Raw genomic sequence first — 16552 nt, forward strand, 5'->3', positions numbered from 1 at the left:
CCCCCCCCCCCACGACAGGGGGAAAACTGTAACCCATGTATCCGGTTCAAAGTGTTACCCATCCATCAACTGGACAGCTCTCATCAACGATTTTTTCAACCACAGACGTTGCAAGAAGGATGCTGCGGCTGCGGCCAGCCTCTTCTCCCCGTCACTATACGGGGAGAAGTGCCCGGCAGGCAGGTGAGGGGCGGCGCCAGCTCCCACAATTGGTTGACGAGGACTGATTTTTTACTCAGTCGTGTGCCGCCTGCGGGTAGTCCACACCGATAAGAAAAAGCCCATCGGGCGGCGCCACCTGGCCACAGGCTGCACGGTCGCGCGCGTCGAGCGCCGCCTTCAGGTCGGCAATTGTCCAGCCGCCTTCGCCGACGCGCTTCAGCGAGCCGACCATCGAGCGCACCTGATTGTGCAGGAACGAGCGCGCCGAGGCTCGCACTTCGATCACGTCACCCAGCCGACTGACATCCAGCCGGTCGAGCGTGCGAACCGGGCTGTCGGCCTGGCACTGGGTCGATCGGAACGTGGTGAAATCATGCCGCCCCAGCAGCACCTTGGCCGCATCGTGCATGGCCTCGGCGTCGAGCCGCTTCGGCACCCACCAGATCTTGCCCTTGTCGAGCGCCGCCGGCGCGCGCCGGTTGACGATACGGTAGAGATAGTGGCGGCCGATCGCTGAAAAACGCGCATCGAAGCTATCCGGCACCACAGCCGCATTGAGGATGGCGATGCGCGCCTTGGCCGCTTGCAGATGGGCGTTGACGGCATCGCGCACCTTGTCATCAGGCCACGCCCTGATGAGATCGACATGCGCCACCTGACCGGTCGCATGGACGCCGGCATCGGTGCGGCCGGCGCCGCGCAGCGAGACCTGTTCGCCGCAGAATTTCTCGATCGCCTGTTCGATCGCCTGCTGCACCGAAGGCTGGTCTGCCTGGCGCTGCCAGCCGGCATAGAGGCTGCCGTCATATTCGATGTCGAGGCGAAAACGCGGCATTCCTAAGAAGGATGAGGTTAGGCGGCGAGCGCGGTGCCGAAAGCCGAAGCGTAGACCAGCTTGCCGGTCTCAGGCGCTTCGCCCCAGACCAGCGCCTGCAGCGCTTCGCCCTGGAACTCGCTTTCGAATTTTTCGGCGCGCGCGTGACTGTAGCCGAAGCGGCCATAATATGCGGGATCGCCAAGCACCACCGCCAGCACCTCGCCGGCATCCTTCAGGCGGATATGCGCCTCGCGGACCAGCGCACCGCCGATGCCGGTGCCATGGAATGACGGCTCGACCGCCAGAGGCGCCAGCGCCACCGCCGGAAAGCTCTTGCCGCCGTTCTGCACGTAAAGCCGCGAAAACAGAATATGGCCGACCACCTGTCCATCTTCTTCCGCCACCAGTTCGACGACGGCATCGCCGCCGCTGACCAGCGCGTCGACCAGGCCGGCCTCCGCCTGCTGGCCAAATGCGTGTTCCTCGACCAGGCGGATCGCCTCGCGGTCCCGCGGCGTTGCCGCGCGTATCGACATCATGCTCATGATAATTTCGTTCCTTTTTCGAGCTTGGCCCCGCGCAGAAACTCCTGCGCGGCAATGGGCCTTCCGCCCGCACGTTGAACTTCGACCAACCTGATCGCGCCTGACCCGCAGGCGACCGTCAGCCGGTCGTCGAGAATTCCTCCCGGCTCGCCGGCGCCTTGCGAAAGCGTCGAGCGAAGCAGTTTCAGCCGCTCCAGGCGGCCGCCAATTTCGATCTCGCACCATGCGCCGGGAAAGGGCGACAGGGCGCGAATATGATCGTGGACTTCGCCAGCAGGCCGCGTCCAGTCCACGCGCGTCTCCGCTTTATCGATCTTTTTGGCATAGGTCACCCCCTCCGTCGCCTGTGCGGCAAAAGTCAGGGCATCCCGTTCCAGACGAGCCAGCGCTTCCGCCATCAGCGCGGCGCCAATGTGCATCAGCCGATCATGCAGTTCGCCGGCCGTCATATCGGGGCCGATGGCGCATTTTTCGGCCATCGCCACCGGGCCGGTGTCCAGGCCCTCTTCCATCCGCATCACCATCATGCCTGTCTCGGTATCGCCGGCCATGATGGCGCGCTGGATAGGGGCGGCGCCGCGCCAGCGTGGCAACAACGACGCGTGACCATTGAGGCAGCCGAGCCGCGGCGCCTCGAGAATGGGTTTGGGCAACAGCAATCCATAGGCGACGACGACGGCGACATCGGCCCGCAAGGCGCGGAACGCCTGCTGCTCGGTCTCGTTCTTCAGCGACACCGGCGTCCGCACCTCGAGGCCCAGCCGCTCGGCCTCGCGCTGCACCGGCGACGGCGTCAGTTCCAGCCCGCGGCGACCGGCGGCGCGCGGCGGCTGAGTGTAGACGGCTCCAATCTCATGTCCGGCATCCGCGATCGCCCGCAGCGTCGGCACCGAGAATTCGGGCGTACCCATGAAGATGACGCGCAAGGGCATTTTGTTCCGGGTCCGGTCTTCGTCTGGCCGTTAAGTCGGCTCAGTCGAAGTCGCGAACTTTGCGGGTCGGCGACCGAAGTCGCGTTTCCTTTCTGCTTCGATTTCGTCCATGATCTTGGCGAATTCATCGCCAATTGCGTTTTCAGCAGCGAAAGTCGCGCGAATGGCGTCCCATGCCGAAAGACCCGGCTCCAGCCTGGCTTGCCTTTCGGCGACCATGCCTTCGCGCAGAAGAGCTATCGCCTTGCCCGACAGGCTCTGGCCGCTCTTACGCGCCGCCTGCTCGATTTCCCGCTTCAAGGGTTCGGGAATATTTCTGATCAGCATGTCGCTCATCGGCGTCTCCATTTCCTGATCTGGAACAGGGGTCCCGCCAACATCTTCGAAAGGTTCAGCATCAAACTGCGCGAGTATCGCCCTATCCCACTAACTTGCCCGGCGCCTTGCTGCCTGATGGTTTGTCCCTGGCGAACTTCTTGAACTTCTTCACCACCATGTCGCGCTTCAGCTTCGAGATGTGGTCGATGAACAGAACGCCGTTGAGATGGTCGATTTCGTGCTGCAGGCAAGTCGCCATCAGCCCTTCGGCCTCGATCTCCTGCAGCTTGCCGTCGCGATCGAGATATTTCACCCGCACGGCGGCAGGGCGCTCGACCTCGGCATAGTAATCGGGGATCGACAGGCACCCCTCCTCGTAGACCGAGCGCTGATCGGCGCTCTCAAGAATCTCGGGATTGATGAAAACATGCGGCGCCGGCGGCTCGTCTTCCTTGGCGAGGTCGATCACCAGCATGCGCAGCGGTTCGCCGACCTGGATCGCCGCCAGACCGATGCCCGGCGCATCATACATTGTGTCCAGCATGTCATCGGCCAGTTTGCGCAAAGCGCCGTCGATGCGCTCAACCGGTTTCGAAACCTGGCGCAGGACGGGATCGGGAAGGATGATGAGCGGCTTGATCGACATGGCGTCTCACCTAAGACCTCGCACGAAAAGCGTCAACCGGGGCATTTGCAGCGGCGTTCACCTTTTGATCTGTGTCGTCAGGCCGAATCATCTATGCTGTCCGATATGAACGACCTGACCACCATCCTGTCCGAACCGATCGCCCGGCTCGGCGCCACCACGATCACGCTCGGCCACGCGCTGGCATTCGGCGCGGTCCTGTTCCTGGGCCTGTTCGTGGCGCTCGTCGTCGCGCTCTGGCGCTCGGCCAAGGCGCGTGCGGTGGCTGCCGCGGAAGCCGCCGACCACGCCCGCGACGCCGAGGCGCGGATGGCCGGCATCCTGGCAAGCCAGGCCGAGATGCAGGGCCGCATGGGCGCGATCGCCGAAGTGTTCGGGGCGCGGCAGGCCGAACTCACGCAGTCGATCGGCCAGCGTCTCGACGCGATGACCGGCCGTCTCGGCCAGACCATGACCGAGCAGACGAAATCGACGCATGAAAGCCTCGCCAAACTGCAGGAGCGGCTGGCGGTCATCGATATAGCGCAAGGCAACATCCAGTCGCTCGCCAGCCAGGTCGTGCAACTTCAGGCAATCCTCTCCAACAAGCAGACGCGCGGCGCCTTCGGCCAGTCGCGCATGGAGGCGATCGTCGCCGACGGCCTGCCGCACGGCGCCTATGAATTCCAGGCGACCCTGTCGAACGGCAGCCGGCCCGACTGCCTGGTGAAGATGCCGAATGGGGCGCCCGCACTTGCCATCGACGCCAAGTTTCCGCTGGAAGCCTGGAACGCCATCCGTGCCGCCGAAGGCGTCGATTTGCAGAAGGTCGCAGCACAAGCGTTCCGGCGCGACATCGAGGTGCATGTCCGCGATATTTCCGACAAATACCTGATCCAGGGCGAGACGCAGGACACCGCCTTCATGTTCGTGCCGTCGGAATCGGTATTCGCCGAGATCCACGAGAATTTCGAGGGGATTGTCCACAAGGCGCACCGCGCCCGCATCGTCATCGTCTCGCCGTCGCTGCTGATGCTGTCGATCCAGGTCATCCAGGCGATTCTCAAGGACGCCCGCATGCGCGAGCAGGCGCATTTGATCCAGGGCGAAGTCATCCGGCTGATGGAGGATGTCTCGCGCCTCGACGAGCGGGTGCGCAAGCTGCAGAGCCATTTCGGCCAGTCGGCCAAGGATATCGACGATATCCTCGTCTCGACGTCTAAGGTGACCAAGCGCGGCCAAAAGATCGAGGCGCTGGAGTTCGGGGCGCAGCCGACGGAGGGCGACGCCGGATGGGGCAGCGCGAAGACCGAAGCGGGTGCGCGCGTCGCCGATTCCAAGACCGGCCAACTGCGGCTAAGGGTCGTCGAAGGCGACGACTGAGAGGCTACTGCTCCTCGACGATCGTCGTGCCTTCGAACTCCGGCAGCCAAGGCAGCGCCGAGCGGTGCCAGATCTGTTTTCTCGGGATCAGTTGTTCGCGCTGCCGCGCCGTGCCGACCCTGATGCCGTAGACTTTCGGCCCGTCGCCGACCGACGTGGCATAGAGGTGCGTACCGCACTCGCCGCAAAAGGCCTGGGCGCGCCTGGCGCCGCTCGCTGCGGTCTTGATGTAGATCTTCGGCGTGCCTCTGGTGATCCGGTAGTGCTCCTCCGGCGCCGGCACGGTCACCCGAAACGCTGTTCCGGTCAGCTGCTGGCAATCGATGCAGTGACAAATACTGGTCTTGTCCAGATCGACCTCCGCCTTGTAGGTAATGGCGCCGCAATGGCACCCGCCGTCGATTTTCATCTTCGTTCCTCCCTTCAGCCGCGCCTCGACGTGTTCGAGCTTAACGGCGCAGCCGCCGAAGCTCCACACAGGCATTCACAACGCGGCAAACCATCCGCTGGTTCAAGGCTGCTGCGTCGACGCCTCTTCGATGACTTCTTCCGTCCAGACCTTGAAACCGGCCAGCATACCCGGCCCGAAGATATGGGTCAGCGGCACATCGGCTGCGTCGCGGCCGGAGGCGATCAGGATGCGGCCGATGCGCGGCGCATTGTTGCGCGGATCGAAGGCATGCCAGCGACCGCCGAGGTAGACCTCCATCCAGGCGGCGAAGTCCATGTCCGACCAAGGCTTCGGCAGGCCGATGTCGCTGATGTAGCCGGTGCAATAGCGCGTCGGGATGTTCAAGGCGCGGCAGAAGGCGACGGCGAGATGGGCAAAGTCGCGGCAAACGCCGCTTTGCTCTCGATAGGCCTCTGTCGCCGTGCGCGTCGGCCGCGCGTTGCCGTAGTTGAAGATGATGTGGTTGTGGACGAAATCGCAGACCGCCTGCACGCGTGGAATACCGAGCGGTGAGTGGCCGAACAGCCGCCACGCCTCGCTCGCCAGCACGTCGCTCTCGCAATAGCGGCTCGGCAGCAGGAACAGCAATGTCTCCGACGGCAGGTCGCGCACCTCGTGCTGCCACGCCACCAGATCGCCGATCTCGAAGGTTCCGGGATCGCGGATCACGGCGTCCGTGCCGAAGGTGAAGCGACCGGGCGGGGCGACAAGACGATTGCACCAATTGCCGAAACTGTCGCGGTAGCTCTCGATCGGCACCGGTGGGTTCGAAGTCAGGAAATCCGGCCGCTCGAGATCGGACGCGCGGGAATAGTGAACGTTGAGCATCGCGATCAGCGGCGTTTCCTGCGGAAAGTCGAAGCTCATCTCGCAGCCGATATGAATTCGCATTGTCGTCCTAACCGTCCTGCCGGATCACCACCCGGCGAAGGCACGGGCCGTTGCTGCAGTGCAAAAAGATCATCGCACGGACCAGCGTGGTTTACGAGCGAATTAGAAACGGTTGACAGCCGACGGCTGGCGCCGGCGCCAGATTATGCCTCTTGCGGTCGGGCGTTTCTCTTGGTTCATTTCGCTTGCCACAATTGGAGGAAACGAATCATGGCTAAAGGTGCGATGAAGGCGGGCAAAGAAGCCCGCAAGCCGAAGAAGGACGCGAAGAAACCTGCCGCTGCCCCGACCCTGAAAGCGCCGCCCGTCAAGGCGACCAAACTCAAGGACAAGTAAGCCTCGGCGTTTCGGCGCAGTCATGACCGACGGCATTTCAGGACCATCGACATTCAGCGACTGGTCCTGAAGTGTTGTCGGCGCTGCTGTTGATTGGGCATTTCTAAATCAATGCGGCGAAGACGACTTCGCGCTTTCCGAAAAGACCGGGACGACCCGCAATCCAATGGAGCGTTCCGATGTCGTGGATTCTTCTCTTCTTCGCTGGCCTGTTCGAGATCGGCTGGGCTATCGGCCTCAAATACACTGATGGCTTTTCGAAGCCGCTTCCGACCATCCTGACGGTTGCCTCGATGGTCGTCAGTCTCGCCTTGCTCGGACTGGCGCTGAAGACGCTGCCGGTCGGCACGGCTTACGCGGTGTGGACCGGCATCGGCACCGTCGGCACGGCGCTGCTTGGCATCTGGCTGCTCGGTGAGCCTGCGACCGCGATCAGGCTGGCCTGCATCGCACTCATCGTCTGCGGCATCATGGGATTGAAACTCGCGACCTAGGTTTGCAGCAAGGCCGCAGCACAAACGCCTTCAGGGCCGCTGCAAGGCGGCCCTGAATTTTGATTGGTGAAATCGCGCTGTAGGAGCGCTAGCGAGCGGAAAAGCCCGGAGGCGTCCTGCCGGTGCGCTGCTTGCGCGCCGCATAGCGCGCGTCGCGCTTGGCTTTGCGCTCAGCCTCGTCGGCAAGCAAACGAGCGAGGCGCTCGTTCTCTTCGGCTTCCCGGATCTTCGCTTCCGCCTGCGCCGCTTCTTCAGCAGCGATACGCGCCGCTTCGGCAGCAGCTTCGCGCTCGGCCTTTTCGGCCGCTTCGCGCGCCAGCTTCTCCTGCTTCAGCCTGGCCTTTTCGGCCTCGCGTATCGCACGGGCTTCGAGGATCGCCTTGCGTTCGGCCTGTCGTGCCAGCACCGCTGGATCGTCCGCTGCCGGCTTTGCCTTGAAGCGCTCGAGAAGCGCCTTCTTTGCCTCGTTTGCGGCATTACGCCGCTCGAAAACGTCTTTTTCCCTATAGATAGCCAAGTCCACTTCCCTGGAGTCAATTTGCGAGGCTTACATACGCGTGAAAACCCAGAGTTCAAGCGCCAAAACGGTATGCCAGCCATGAAATTCTGAGCTGTTGCAGCCGGGAGACGCCTTTTCGGCTGAATTCGGCTGAAACGGACATGCACTGTTCACCATCCGACCCTCTGGCGGCGCGGCGGACTGGTCGCTACCTGTAGCGCGAAAAACAAAACACCAGAACAAAACACCAGGATGACAGATGATGGAACTCGGTCTCTACACCTTCGCCGACGTCAGCCCGGAATCAGGCCCAGGCGCCATGGGTGCGCATGAGCGGCTGCGCAACCTGATCGAGGAGATCGAGCTGGCCGACCAGGTCGGCCTCGACGTGTTTGGGTTGGGCGAGCATCACCGTCCCGATTATGCGGCTTCAGCGCCGATCGTAGCCCTGGCCGCAGCCGCCGAACGCACCCGGCGCATAAAGCTGACCAGCGCGGTCACTGTGCTATCCTCCGACGATCCGGTCCGTGTCTTCCAGCAGTTTGCAACGCTCGACCTTCTATCCAGCGGCCGGGCCGAGATCATGGCTGGGCGCGGCTCGTTCATCGAATCCTTTCCGCTGTTCGGCTACAATCTTGAGGACTATGACGAGCTCTTTGCCGAAAAGCTCGATCTGCTGCTTGCCGTCCGCGATCATGTCAAGGTGAGCTGGTCGGGCAGGCTGCGCGCTCCGATCAACGATCGCGGCGTCTACCCCCGCCCGTTCCAGGACAGATTGCCGATCTGGATCGCGATCGGCGGCACGCCGCAATCCGCCGCGCGGGCCGGTGCGCTCGGCCTGCCGCTGGCGCTGGCCATCATCGGCGGCGAGCCGGCGCGGTTCGCGCCGCTGTTCGATATTTACAGGGAAGCGGCCAAACGGGCCGGCAACGATCCGGCTGATCTAGCCACCAGCCTCAACGTGCACGGCTTCATTGCCGCGACCACCGACCAGGCGGCCGACGATTTTTATGGGCCGCAGGCCGAGGTGATGAACCGCATCGGTCGCGAGCGCGGCTGGGGTCCGACGTCGAGAGCACATTTCGACCAGTCGCGCGGCCCGAACGGCGCGCTGTTCGTCGGCAACCCCGAACAGGTGGCCGAAAAGATCGTTGCCCAGCACAGGATATTCGGCAACGACCGCTTCCTGCTGCAAATGGCGATCGGCACCATGGCGCACGCCAAGATCATGAAGGCGATCGAACTCTACGGCACCAAGGTGGCACCGATCGTGCGCAAGGAGACGGCGAAGGCGATCCCTGCTGCGGCCGCGCCGGCCGCTTGATTCGCCGGCAAGATCGTAGGGCCAAGGTCATCCTCAGCGCCGGCTAAGCGCATCGGCCGCAAATCGGAATCGATTTTCGGGGCCTTTGAGCGTCCAAGTGGACGCACGTCGCTCCAACGGAACCTTGAAGCCGCAAAGGCGTTTCCGCCAACAGCGTACACCAATCGCAGTGTGCCGCCGAGGGCCAGAATGAAAGCCGAACCCGCCGCTTCGGGTGCTGCCGAGAGCCCCGATCCGCGCGTCGAGGCGCGTGCGGACATGCACCTGATACGTTCGCTGCTAGTCGGCATCTTCATCCTTATGGCGATCTACGCGCTCTCCTTCGCCCGCGCCTTCTTCATGCCGGTCATCCTGGCTTTCCTGCTGGCGCTGACGCTGACGCCGATCGTCCGCTTCCTGCGCAAACACGGCATGCCCGATGTGATATCGGCGACACTGCTGGTGGTGCTGTCGGTCAGCATCCTTGCCGTGGCCGGCTATCTGCTTAGCGGCCCGGTCATCGACCTCATCAACAACACCTCGGTGATTGGCCAGCAGCTGACCGAACGTCTCGCGCAACTGCGGCGTCCTTTCGAAAGGATCATGGAGATTTCGCGGCAGATAGAGGGACTGACGCAGACCTCCCAAGGGCCGGGCGTCCAGAGGGTAGCCATGGCGCAATCGGGCATCCTGTCGCAAGCCGCCGGCAATTTGCTGTCGGCGGGCACCAGCCTCATCATCGTCTTCGTCCTGTCGCTGTTCCTGCTCGCCTCCGGCACGATGTTTTATGAGAAGATCGTCGAATCCTTCCCCAGTCTCAGCGAAAAGAAGCGGGCACTGCGCGTCGTCTATGACGTCGAACGTGAAATCTCGCACTATCTGCTTACCGTCGCCGTCATCAATACATGCCTGGGCGTGGTCATCGGACTCGGCCTCTGGGCACTCGGCATACCCAACCCGCAGGTCTGGGGCGCAGCAGCGGCTCTGCTCAATTTCCTGCCCTATATCGGGGCGCTGATTACAATCACGCTGGTCACGATCATCGCGCTGATCAGCTTCGACAGCATCTCCTACGCGCTGCTGGCGCCGGCCTTCGTGCTGTTGTGCGATACTGTCGAAGGCCAATTCGTGACGCCTACGGTGGTCGGCCGGCGCCTAGAGATCAATGCCGTGGCGATCCTCATCGCCATTGCCTTCTGGTCCTGGCTGTGGGGTTTCGTCGGCGCGCTGATGGCGGTGCCGCTGCTGGTCGTCGTCAAGGTGTTCTGCGACCATTTCGACGGCCTCAGCCATGTCGGCAATTTCCTGGCGGCGCAACATACGGCGGTTGAGGACGAAGAGATTTCAGAAACCGACACGGCTGCGGGCGTATGATCCGAGAAGCGGGATAAGCTGCGGCAGGGAACCGTGGATTGTAAATTCCAGAGCGCCCCTTTTTGCTTGGGTGGACTCATGGGCGTCAGTTCAATTTTTTGAATTTGCGGCCATCGCGGTCGGTTCCTACATCCCTCCCGTCCACAGGATCCCCGCCGCCCATGACCGCTCTTTCCGTTCTCGACCTGTCGCCGATCGTCGAAGGCAGCAACGCTTCGCGATCGCTCGCCAATTCGCTCGATCTCGCCCGCCATGCCGAGCGGCTGGGATACAGGCGCTATTGGCTGGCCGAGCATCACAATATGCCGGGCATCGCCAGCGCCGCCACCTCCGTCGTCATTGCCCATGTCGCCGGCGGCACCACAACGATACGCGTCGGAGCCGGCGGCATCATGCTGCCGAACCATTCGCCGCTGGTCATCGCCGAGCAGTTCGGCACGCTTAACGCGTTGCACCCGGGCCGCATCGATCTCGGCCTCGGCCGAGCGCCGGGCACCGACATGGGCACGGCGCGTGCGCTGCGCCGCAACCTCGAGGCCGGCGCCGACAGTTTTCCGCAGGATGTCGTCGAGCTGATGGGCTATTTCCAGCCGGCCGAAGACGGTCAGCGTATCCGCGCCGTGCCCGGCGAGGGCGAGCAGGTGCCGATCTGGATTCTGGGCTCGAGCCTCTATGGTGCGCAGCTCGCCGCCATGCTCGGCCTGCCCTACGCCTTCGCCTCGCATTTCGCGCCGGCCGAACTCGACCACGCACTGGAGATCTATCGCTCGCGCTTCCAGCCGTCGAAACAGCTCGACAAGCCCTATGTCATGCTCGGCCTCAACGTGTTCGCTGCACCCTCCGACGCCGAGGCGCGGCTGTTGTTCACCTCGCTGCAGCAGGCCTTCGTCAATCTGCGCACAGGCCGGCCCGGCCGCTTGCCGCCGCCGGTCGACGGATATGAGCGCGACCTCGACCCGATGGCCAAAACCATGCTCGACCAGGCGCTGTCCTGCGCCGTCGTCGGCGCCCCGGAAACGGTCAGGCAAGGCATCGAAGCGTTCGTGCAGCGCACCGGCGCCGACGAGCTGATGGTCACCGCGCAGATTTTCGACCACGCAGCGCGGGTGCGATCCTTCGAGATCCTGGCCAACGTCCACAAATCGCTGTCGGAAGCGGCCTGACTTTTTTGCGAGGCTGCGAAGGCGCGTTAGGCGCTGACGCTTTGTGCGATCGCCCCCAGCGGCGCGCCAAGGGGCCGGCATGAATTGCGGATCATCAGGCGTCCCTTGAGCGTCAGCTTGCGCGGCGGCGCGTCCCTGTTTCCAGCTAGGCGGTCGAGCAGCAGATTGGCCGCCTGCTCACCGATCGCCTTGACCGGTTGTGCGACCGTGGTCAGTTGCGGCTGGAACACGTCCGACCACGGAAAATCGTCGAAGCAGGCAACCGAAATGTCCTCGGGGCAGGACAGCCCGATATCGCGGATCGCTTTCATGGTGCCGATCACCATCGGGTTGTTGGCCGAGAAGATCGCGCTCGGGCGGTCGTGCAGCGAAAGCAGCTGCATCGTCGCGTTGTAGCCGTCGACTTCATGGAAATTGCCGAAGCGGACAAGCTCGCTCTCGACCGGCAGGCCGGCAGCCTGGAGCGCCTCGCGATATCCCGTCATGCGGTCATGCATGGGCGAGATGTCGAACGATCCGGAGATGTAGCCGATCCGCCGGTGGCCGAGATCGATCAGATGGGTGATGGCGTCGAACACCGCGCGCTGGTTGTCGAGAGCGACGGTGTCGGTATCGACGCCTTCGCAAACGCGGTCGAGCAGCACCACCGGCACGTTGGCGTCGTCGACAATTCTCTTCAGGATCGCGCCGTCGCCGACGCGCGCAACAATCAGTCCGTCGACCATTCTGTCGAGCAGCAGTCTGATCTGGTCGTCCTGCGTGTTCAGGTCCTCGTCCGTGCAGCACAGCATGACCGCATAGCCGGCGCGGTCGAATGCCTGCTGGATGACCGAAACGACATCGGTGAAGAACGGATTGGTGATGTGGGGAACGGTAAGCCCGATGGTGCGGGTCGTGCCCATCTTCAGGCTGCGGGCGATCGCGTTGCGCTTGTAGCCGATGTCGCGGATCGCCTGTTCGATGCGCTGGCTGAGCTCGGGACTGACGGTCGCGGTGCCGTTGATCAGCGCCGAGACGGTGGCGACCGAAACACGCGCCGCTTCAGCCACGTGCAGCATGGTCGGGGCCGTGGACTTTCGCTGTTTTTTTCGCCCTGATGCCATCATTTTCGAAACGTTTCGTCGCCCTCTGGCTACAATACCTACGGAATCCTGCGGATTTGTGCAAGAATTGAAATGCATCAATCCCGCCTCATCAGATAGCGACTTGACATGTTCGAAACGTTTAGATTAGCGTTTGAGATGTTCGACGACGACGGAAGGGAGGCCGTTCTTGTCATGGAGCATGGCAATTCCATCACGTCCGGAGACGATGCGGCCGCCGCTGGCGGCTCGGCTGTCGTTCTGAGCGCCGAGCACATCACCAAGACCTTCGGTGGCATCGCCGCACTTGTCGATGTCGACTTCGAGCTGCGGCGCGGCGAGATCCATGCGCTGATGGGGGAAAACGGCGCCGGCAAGTCGACGCTGATGAAAATCCTCTCCGGTATCTACACGGATTACGACGGGACGGTGAACGTCGATGCCCATCCGGTCCGTTTCGCCGGCGTCCGCGACGCCGAGCATGCCGGCATCGCCATCATCCATCAGGAGCTCAATCTCGTCCCCGAGCTCAGCGTTGCCGACAATATCTTCCTCGGGCGCGAGAAGCTGATCGCCGGACTTATCGTCGACAGCAAGGCAAGCAGCCATGCCGCAGGCGCCCTGCTGCAGAGGCTCGGCATCGAGCTCAACCCGGAAGCGCGGGTCGGCAGCCTGCGTGTCGGCGAGCAGCAGCTGGTCGAGATCGCCAAGGCATTGTCGATGTCGGCGCGCATCCTGATCATGGACGAGCCGACCTCCGCGCTTTCGCCGGCCGAATGCCAGAGGCTGTTCCGGATCATCCGCCAGCTCGCCGACAACGGCGTGGCGATCATCTACATCTCGCACCGCATCGACGAGGTCATGCATCTGGCCAGCCGGGTCACCGTGTTTCGCGATGGACGCCGCGTGCTGACCGAGGCGATGGCAAAGCTCGACGAAGATACCATCATATCGGCGATGGTCGGGCGCAACCTGCTTGCCTCTTCCCAGGAAGAGCGTGGTCCCAGCGGCAAGGTCGTCCTCTCGGTAAGCGGCCTATCGCTGTCGAAACCAGACCGCCACGGCTGGCGCACCGCGCTCGACGGCGTCGGCTTCGATCTTGCCGAAGGCGAAATTCTGGGGATAGGCGGACTGCTGGGCTCGGGACGCACCGAAATCCTGGAGACCATCTTCGGTTCCAGCGGCGGCCGCGCCAGCGGCGAAATCCGGCTCGACGGCGAGCCGGTGGAAATCCGTTCGCCGCGCGACGCCCGCCGGCTTGGCGTCGCTCTGGTGACCGAGGACCGCAAGACGCAAGGCCTGCATCTTCAGGCGTCGATCACCGACAATGTCGCGCTGCCGCTGGTCGGCGCGCTGGCGCGATTCGGGCTTCGCACGCGGGCCGCCGAGGAAGGCCTGGCGCGGCACGCGGTCAAGGCGCTCGGCATTCGCTGCGGGACCATCGAGCAGCCGGCCGGCACCCTGTCCGGCGGCAACCAGCAGAAGGTCGTCATCGGCAAGTGGCTGGCGACGCGGCCGCGGGTGCTGCTGCTGGACGAGCCGACACGCGGCATCGATGTCGGCGCCAAGCGGGAGATCTACGACCTGATCTTCAAGCTGGCGCGAGACGGCCTCGCCATCGCCGTCATCAGCTCGGAATTGCCGGAGCTGCTGCATCTTTCCGATCGCATCCTGGTCATGGCCGATGGTCGCCAGACGGGGATCCTTTCCCGCGCGCAAGCCAGTGAGGAGGCCATCATGCGGCTCGCGGCGCCGCGCCGGACCATGACGAGACCCGCAGCATGAGCATCTTGAACATCCTGTCGCGGACGAAGCTCTATTGGGGCCTGATCGCCATCTTCCTGATCGGCGTGCTGGGCTCGCCGATCAGCTCCAAGGGCAACAACATCTTCCTGTCCTACGGCAATCTGCTCGATGTGCTGCGGCAGGTGTCGACCACCGGCCTGATCGCCACCGGCATGACGGCGGTGATCATCACTGGCGGCATCGATCTTTCCGTCGGCTCGCTGATGGCGATCTGCACCGTGGTCTGCGCCATGCTGCTGACGGTTCCGGGCGTCACGCCGGCGGTGGTGCTGGGGGTGCCGACAGTTGCCGTAGTCGCCCTTTGCCTCGGCATCCTGGTCACCCGCTTCATCTTCCTGAACATCGAAAAATCCCGCGCCGGCCCGCAGGCCACCCACGCCATCAGGCTGGACAGCGTTCGTGGGCTGGTCACGCCCGGCATTGTCGGGGTGATCCTCTGCAGTCTGGTGCTGTGGTTCCTGCTGCCGCAGGTCGGCTCGAAATTCGGCGTGCTCGGCGTGTTGCTGGTGGCGCCTTGCGTCGGCCTGCTGTTCGGCGCGCTCAACGGCTTCATCATCGTTGCCGGGCGGCTGCAGCCTTTCATCGTTACGCTGGCGATGATGGTGACGGCGCTCGGCATCGCCCGGCTGACCGCCGGCCAGAACAATGCAGTGCTGCCGGTCTACACCGGGTCGAACGCCACCGCCGATTTCGAGATGCTGCGCTCGCTGGTGTTCGGCGTGATCCCGATGCCGGGCCTGTTCTTCCTCGGAGCGATCCTGATCTACGGCGCGGTGCTGCGCTTCACCCCGTTCGGCCGCTATGTCTACGCCATCGGCGGCAATGAAGAGGCGGCGCGGCTGTCCGGCATCGCCGCCGGCCGCGTCAAGATCGCCACCTACGCCGTGTCCGGGCTGCTGGCCGGCGTGGCGGCGGTGCTCTATGTCGCTCAATACAGGCAAGGCAAGCCGGATGCCGGCGCCGGGCTGGAGCTCGATGCCATCGCCGCCGTGGTCATCGGCGGCACCAGCCTGATGGGCGGACGCGGCAGCCTCATCGGCACATTCTGCGGCGTGCTGATCTTCGGACTGCTCTCGAACATCCTGCAATTGCACAACATCAATTCGAACCTTCAGCTCGTGCTGAAGGGGATGATCATCATCGGCACCGTGCTCGTCCAGGAGCGCAATGCCGTTGATCTTCTCTACTATCTGCGCCTGCCTGGCGGAAAAGCGGCGCACAAGGAAACGACCGCAGCAAAGCGGCCGTCAAAAGAGACCCCGTCTTTAAATCTTGGAGGAAACAAGAAATGAAACGACGTGAATTGCTGAAGCTTGCCGCTGTCACCGCGGCACTGCTGACCACGACCGCCCTTCTGACCAGCGGCAACGCCTACGCACAGGACAAGAAGTGGAAGATCGGCTTCTCGCAGGTGACGACCATCGAGCCGTGGCGCGCCCAGTTCAACAAGGACATCCTGGCCGAGGCCGCCAAGCATCCGGAAGTCGAGCTGATCGTCACCGACGGCGAGGACAAGACGGAAAAGCAGGTCGCCGATGTCGAGAACCTGATCCGCCAGGAAGTCGACGCGCTGCTGGTGTCACCGAAGGAATCCGCCGGGTTGACCGGCGTCGTGCAGCAGGCGATCGACGCCAAGATCCCGGTCTTCGTGCTCGACCGCAACGTCGAGACCAAGGACTACACGCAGTTCGTCGGCGGCGACAACAAGCTGATCGGGCGGGCTGCCGGTGAATACGCGGTCGAATTGCTCGGCGGCAAGGGCAAGGCATCAGGCAATGTCGTCGAGATCTGGGGCGGCATGGGCACCCAGCCGGCACATGACCGCCATGACGGCTTCCATGAATTCACCGACAAGGAGCCGGGCATAAAACATTTGCTCGACCAACAGTCGGGCGACTGGAAGCAGGACCAGGCCTACAACATCATGGCCACGGCACTGCGGAACAACGAGAAGATCGACCTCGTCTATGGTCACAACGATCCGATGGCCTACGGCGCCTATCTTGCCGCCAAGGATGTCGGCCGCGAGAAGGACATCAAGTTCATCGGCATCGACGGCCTGCCCAATGAAGGCGTGCAGCTTGTTGCCAATGGTGAGCTGACGGCGACGTTCACCTATGTGACGCCGGGCGCCGAAGGGCTGCGGCAGGCGATCAAGTTCCTGAACGGCGAGAAGGTCGAAAAGACCATCACGCTGCCGACGCAGAAGATCACCAAGGAAAATGCCGCCCAGATCCTGAAGGAGCACGGGCTCTGAGGCGTGTCGCCGGTGAGGGCGCTTGAGGGACGCGGCATGGCGCTGCCCCTCATCCGCCTGCCGGCACCTTCTCCCCGTATAGTGACGGGGAGAAGGGACTGATGTCCGAACCGG

The 16552-nt window shown here is 63.4% G+C and carries 18 protein-coding genes; 9 read left to right on the forward strand and 9 right to left on the reverse strand.

Features of this window, described 5'->3' with window-relative positions; all coding sequences use genetic code 11:
- Positions 1–235: 235 nt before the first annotated feature.
- The 5 genes from truA to def form a co-directional block, all read right to left on the reverse strand.
- On the reverse strand, positions 236–997 hold the full coding sequence (gene truA / locus AC0L15_RS32270) for a tRNA pseudouridine(38-40) synthase TruA (protein ID WP_236393259.1): 762 nt from the start codon (positions 995–997) through the stop codon (positions 236–238).
- A gap of 17 nt (positions 998–1014) precedes the next feature.
- On the reverse strand, positions 1015–1524 hold the full coding sequence (locus AC0L15_RS32275) for a GNAT family N-acetyltransferase (protein WP_128184972.1): 510 nt from the start codon (positions 1522–1524) through the stop codon (positions 1015–1017).
- A complete protein-coding gene (gene fmt, locus AC0L15_RS32280) occupies positions 1521–2456 on the reverse strand; it encodes a methionyl-tRNA formyltransferase (protein WP_287246838.1) in 936 nt (311 codons plus the stop codon). The genes AC0L15_RS32275 and fmt overlap by 4 nt, the downstream gene beginning before the upstream one ends.
- 30 nt (positions 2457–2486) lie before the next feature.
- Positions 2487–2792, reverse strand: a complete 306-nt coding sequence (locus AC0L15_RS32285; RefSeq protein ID WP_287065900.1) for a plasmid stabilization protein — start codon at positions 2790–2792, stop codon at positions 2487–2489.
- An 82-nt stretch (positions 2793–2874) separates the two neighbouring features.
- Positions 2875–3420 (reverse strand): peptide deformylase, encoded by a 546-nt coding sequence (gene def, locus AC0L15_RS32290; RefSeq protein ID WP_287246839.1) that lies wholly within the window; start codon positions 3418–3420, stop codon positions 2875–2877.
- Between the two features lie 105 nt (positions 3421–3525).
- Here def and AC0L15_RS32295 point away from each other — a divergent pair, with 105 nt between their 5' ends.
- Entirely contained in the window at positions 3526–4782 is a 1257-nt protein-coding gene (locus AC0L15_RS32295) for a DNA recombination protein RmuC (RefSeq protein WP_287246840.1), read from the forward strand.
- A gap of 4 nt (positions 4783–4786) precedes the next feature.
- Here AC0L15_RS32295 and AC0L15_RS32300 read toward each other — a convergent pair whose 3' ends face one another.
- A complete protein-coding gene (locus AC0L15_RS32300; protein WP_287246841.1) occupies positions 4787–5191 on the reverse strand; it encodes a GFA family protein in 405 nt (134 codons plus the stop codon).
- Positions 5192–5293: 102 nt separating this feature from the next.
- On the reverse strand, positions 5294–6124 hold the full coding sequence (locus AC0L15_RS32305) for a transglutaminase-like domain-containing protein (protein ID WP_473498326.1): 831 nt from the start codon (positions 6122–6124) through the stop codon (positions 5294–5296).
- Positions 6125–6334: 210 nt separating this feature from the next.
- Between AC0L15_RS32305 and AC0L15_RS32310 the strand changes: the two genes are divergently transcribed.
- Positions 6335–6460 carry a hypothetical protein gene (locus AC0L15_RS32310; protein ID WP_023801558.1) on the forward strand — a complete coding sequence of 42 codons (126 nt, stop codon included), beginning with the start codon at positions 6335–6337 and terminating at the stop codon, positions 6458–6460.
- 179 nt (positions 6461–6639) lie between these two features.
- Complete coding sequence (gene sugE, locus AC0L15_RS32315) at positions 6640–6954, forward strand: quaternary ammonium compound efflux SMR transporter SugE (RefSeq protein WP_287246843.1); 315 nt, start codon at positions 6640–6642, stop codon at positions 6952–6954.
- An 88-nt stretch (positions 6955–7042) separates the two neighbouring features.
- On the opposite strand, the gene AC0L15_RS32320 is transcribed toward sugE, so the two are convergent.
- Complete coding sequence (locus AC0L15_RS32320) at positions 7043–7471, reverse strand: DUF6481 family protein (protein ID WP_287246844.1); 429 nt, start codon at positions 7469–7471, stop codon at positions 7043–7045.
- A 244-nt stretch (positions 7472–7715) separates the two neighbouring features.
- Between AC0L15_RS32320 and AC0L15_RS32325 the strand changes: the two genes are divergently transcribed.
- The 3 genes from AC0L15_RS32325 (at position 7716) to AC0L15_RS32335 (ending at position 11293) form a co-directional block, all read left to right on the forward strand.
- Complete coding sequence (locus AC0L15_RS32325; RefSeq protein ID WP_287246966.1) at positions 7716–8777, forward strand: LLM class flavin-dependent oxidoreductase; 1062 nt, start codon at positions 7716–7718, stop codon at positions 8775–8777.
- A 189-nt stretch (positions 8778–8966) separates the two neighbouring features.
- Entirely contained in the window at positions 8967–10130 is a 1164-nt protein-coding gene (locus AC0L15_RS32330) for an AI-2E family transporter (protein WP_287246845.1), read from the forward strand.
- 161 nt (positions 10131–10291) lie between these two features.
- Entirely contained in the window at positions 10292–11293 is a 1002-nt protein-coding gene (locus AC0L15_RS32335) for an LLM class flavin-dependent oxidoreductase (RefSeq protein ID WP_287246846.1), read from the forward strand.
- A gap of 26 nt (positions 11294–11319) precedes the next feature.
- Here AC0L15_RS32335 and AC0L15_RS32340 read toward each other — a convergent pair whose 3' ends face one another.
- Positions 11320–12351: a LacI family DNA-binding transcriptional regulator gene (locus AC0L15_RS32340; RefSeq protein ID WP_473498328.1), complete on the reverse strand. Its 1032-nt coding sequence runs from the start codon at positions 12349–12351 to the stop codon at positions 11320–11322.
- A gap of 219 nt (positions 12352–12570) precedes the next feature.
- Between AC0L15_RS32340 and AC0L15_RS32345 the strand changes: the two genes are divergently transcribed.
- From AC0L15_RS32345 to AC0L15_RS32355, 3 genes are read left to right on the forward strand one after another with little or no spacing between them, the layout of a single operon-like run.
- Positions 12571–14160, forward strand: coding sequence for a sugar ABC transporter ATP-binding protein (locus tag AC0L15_RS32345; protein WP_473498332.1), 1590 nt, complete (start codon positions 12571–12573; stop codon positions 14158–14160).
- Positions 14157–15473 carry an ABC transporter permease gene (locus AC0L15_RS32350; RefSeq protein ID WP_473498330.1) on the forward strand — a complete coding sequence of 439 codons (1317 nt, stop codon included), beginning with the start codon at positions 14157–14159 and terminating at the stop codon, positions 15471–15473. The genes AC0L15_RS32345 and AC0L15_RS32350 overlap by 4 nt, the downstream gene beginning before the upstream one ends.
- Positions 15470–16438: a substrate-binding domain-containing protein gene (locus AC0L15_RS32355; protein ID WP_287246849.1), complete on the forward strand. Its 969-nt coding sequence runs from the start codon at positions 15470–15472 to the stop codon at positions 16436–16438. Before AC0L15_RS32350 ends, AC0L15_RS32355 begins: the two co-directional genes overlap by 4 nt.
- The last annotated feature ends 114 nt before the right edge of the window (positions 16439–16552 follow it).

This window comes from Mesorhizobium sp. WSM4846 (assembly GCF_055811415.1).

What these genes read in the sequence shown, in the direction of transcription:
- AC0L15_RS32355 (WP_287246849.1), top strand. Translation starts at nt 15,470, where the DNA reads ATGAAACGACGTGAATTGCTGAAGCTTGCCGCTGTCACCGCGGCACTG.
- AC0L15_RS32305 (WP_473498326.1), bottom strand. Translation starts at nt 6,124, where the DNA reads ATGCGAATTCATATCGGCTGCGAGATGAGCTTCGACTTTCCGCAGGAA.
- AC0L15_RS32310 (WP_023801558.1), top strand. Translation starts at nt 6,335, where the DNA reads ATGGCTAAAGGTGCGATGAAGGCGGGCAAAGAAGCCCGCAAGCCGAAG.
- AC0L15_RS32340 (WP_473498328.1), bottom strand. Translation starts at nt 12,351, where the DNA reads ATGCTGCACGTGGCTGAAGCGGCGCGTGTTTCGGTCGCCACCGTCTCG.
- AC0L15_RS32275 (WP_128184972.1), bottom strand. Translation starts at nt 1,524, where the DNA reads ATGAGCATGATGTCGATACGCGCGGCAACGCCGCGGGACCGCGAGGCG.
- AC0L15_RS32345 (WP_473498332.1), top strand. Translation starts at nt 12,571, where the DNA reads ATGGAGCATGGCAATTCCATCACGTCCGGAGACGATGCGGCCGCCGCT.
- def (WP_287246839.1), bottom strand. Translation starts at nt 3,420, where the DNA reads ATGTCGATCAAGCCGCTCATCATCCTTCCCGATCCCGTCCTGCGCCAG.
- AC0L15_RS32300 (WP_287246841.1), bottom strand. Translation starts at nt 5,191, where the DNA reads ATGAAAATCGACGGCGGGTGCCATTGCGGCGCCATTACCTACAAGGCG.
- truA (WP_236393259.1), bottom strand. Translation starts at nt 997, where the DNA reads ATGCCGCGTTTTCGCCTCGACATCGAATATGACGGCAGCCTCTATGCC.
- AC0L15_RS32325 (WP_287246966.1), top strand. Translation starts at nt 7,716, where the DNA reads ATGGAACTCGGTCTCTACACCTTCGCCGACGTCAGCCCGGAATCAGGC.
- AC0L15_RS32285 (WP_287065900.1), bottom strand. Translation starts at nt 2,792, where the DNA reads ATGAGCGACATGCTGATCAGAAATATTCCCGAACCCTTGAAGCGGGAA.
- sugE (WP_287246843.1), top strand. Translation starts at nt 6,640, where the DNA reads ATGTCGTGGATTCTTCTCTTCTTCGCTGGCCTGTTCGAGATCGGCTGG.
- fmt (WP_287246838.1), bottom strand. Translation starts at nt 2,456, where the DNA reads ATGCCCTTGCGCGTCATCTTCATGGGTACGCCCGAATTCTCGGTGCCG.
- AC0L15_RS32330 (WP_287246845.1), top strand. Translation starts at nt 8,967, where the DNA reads ATGAAAGCCGAACCCGCCGCTTCGGGTGCTGCCGAGAGCCCCGATCCG.
- AC0L15_RS32350 (WP_473498330.1), top strand. Translation starts at nt 14,157, where the DNA reads ATGAGCATCTTGAACATCCTGTCGCGGACGAAGCTCTATTGGGGCCTG.
- AC0L15_RS32335 (WP_287246846.1), top strand. Translation starts at nt 10,292, where the DNA reads ATGACCGCTCTTTCCGTTCTCGACCTGTCGCCGATCGTCGAAGGCAGC.
- AC0L15_RS32295 (WP_287246840.1), top strand. Translation starts at nt 3,526, where the DNA reads ATGAACGACCTGACCACCATCCTGTCCGAACCGATCGCCCGGCTCGGC.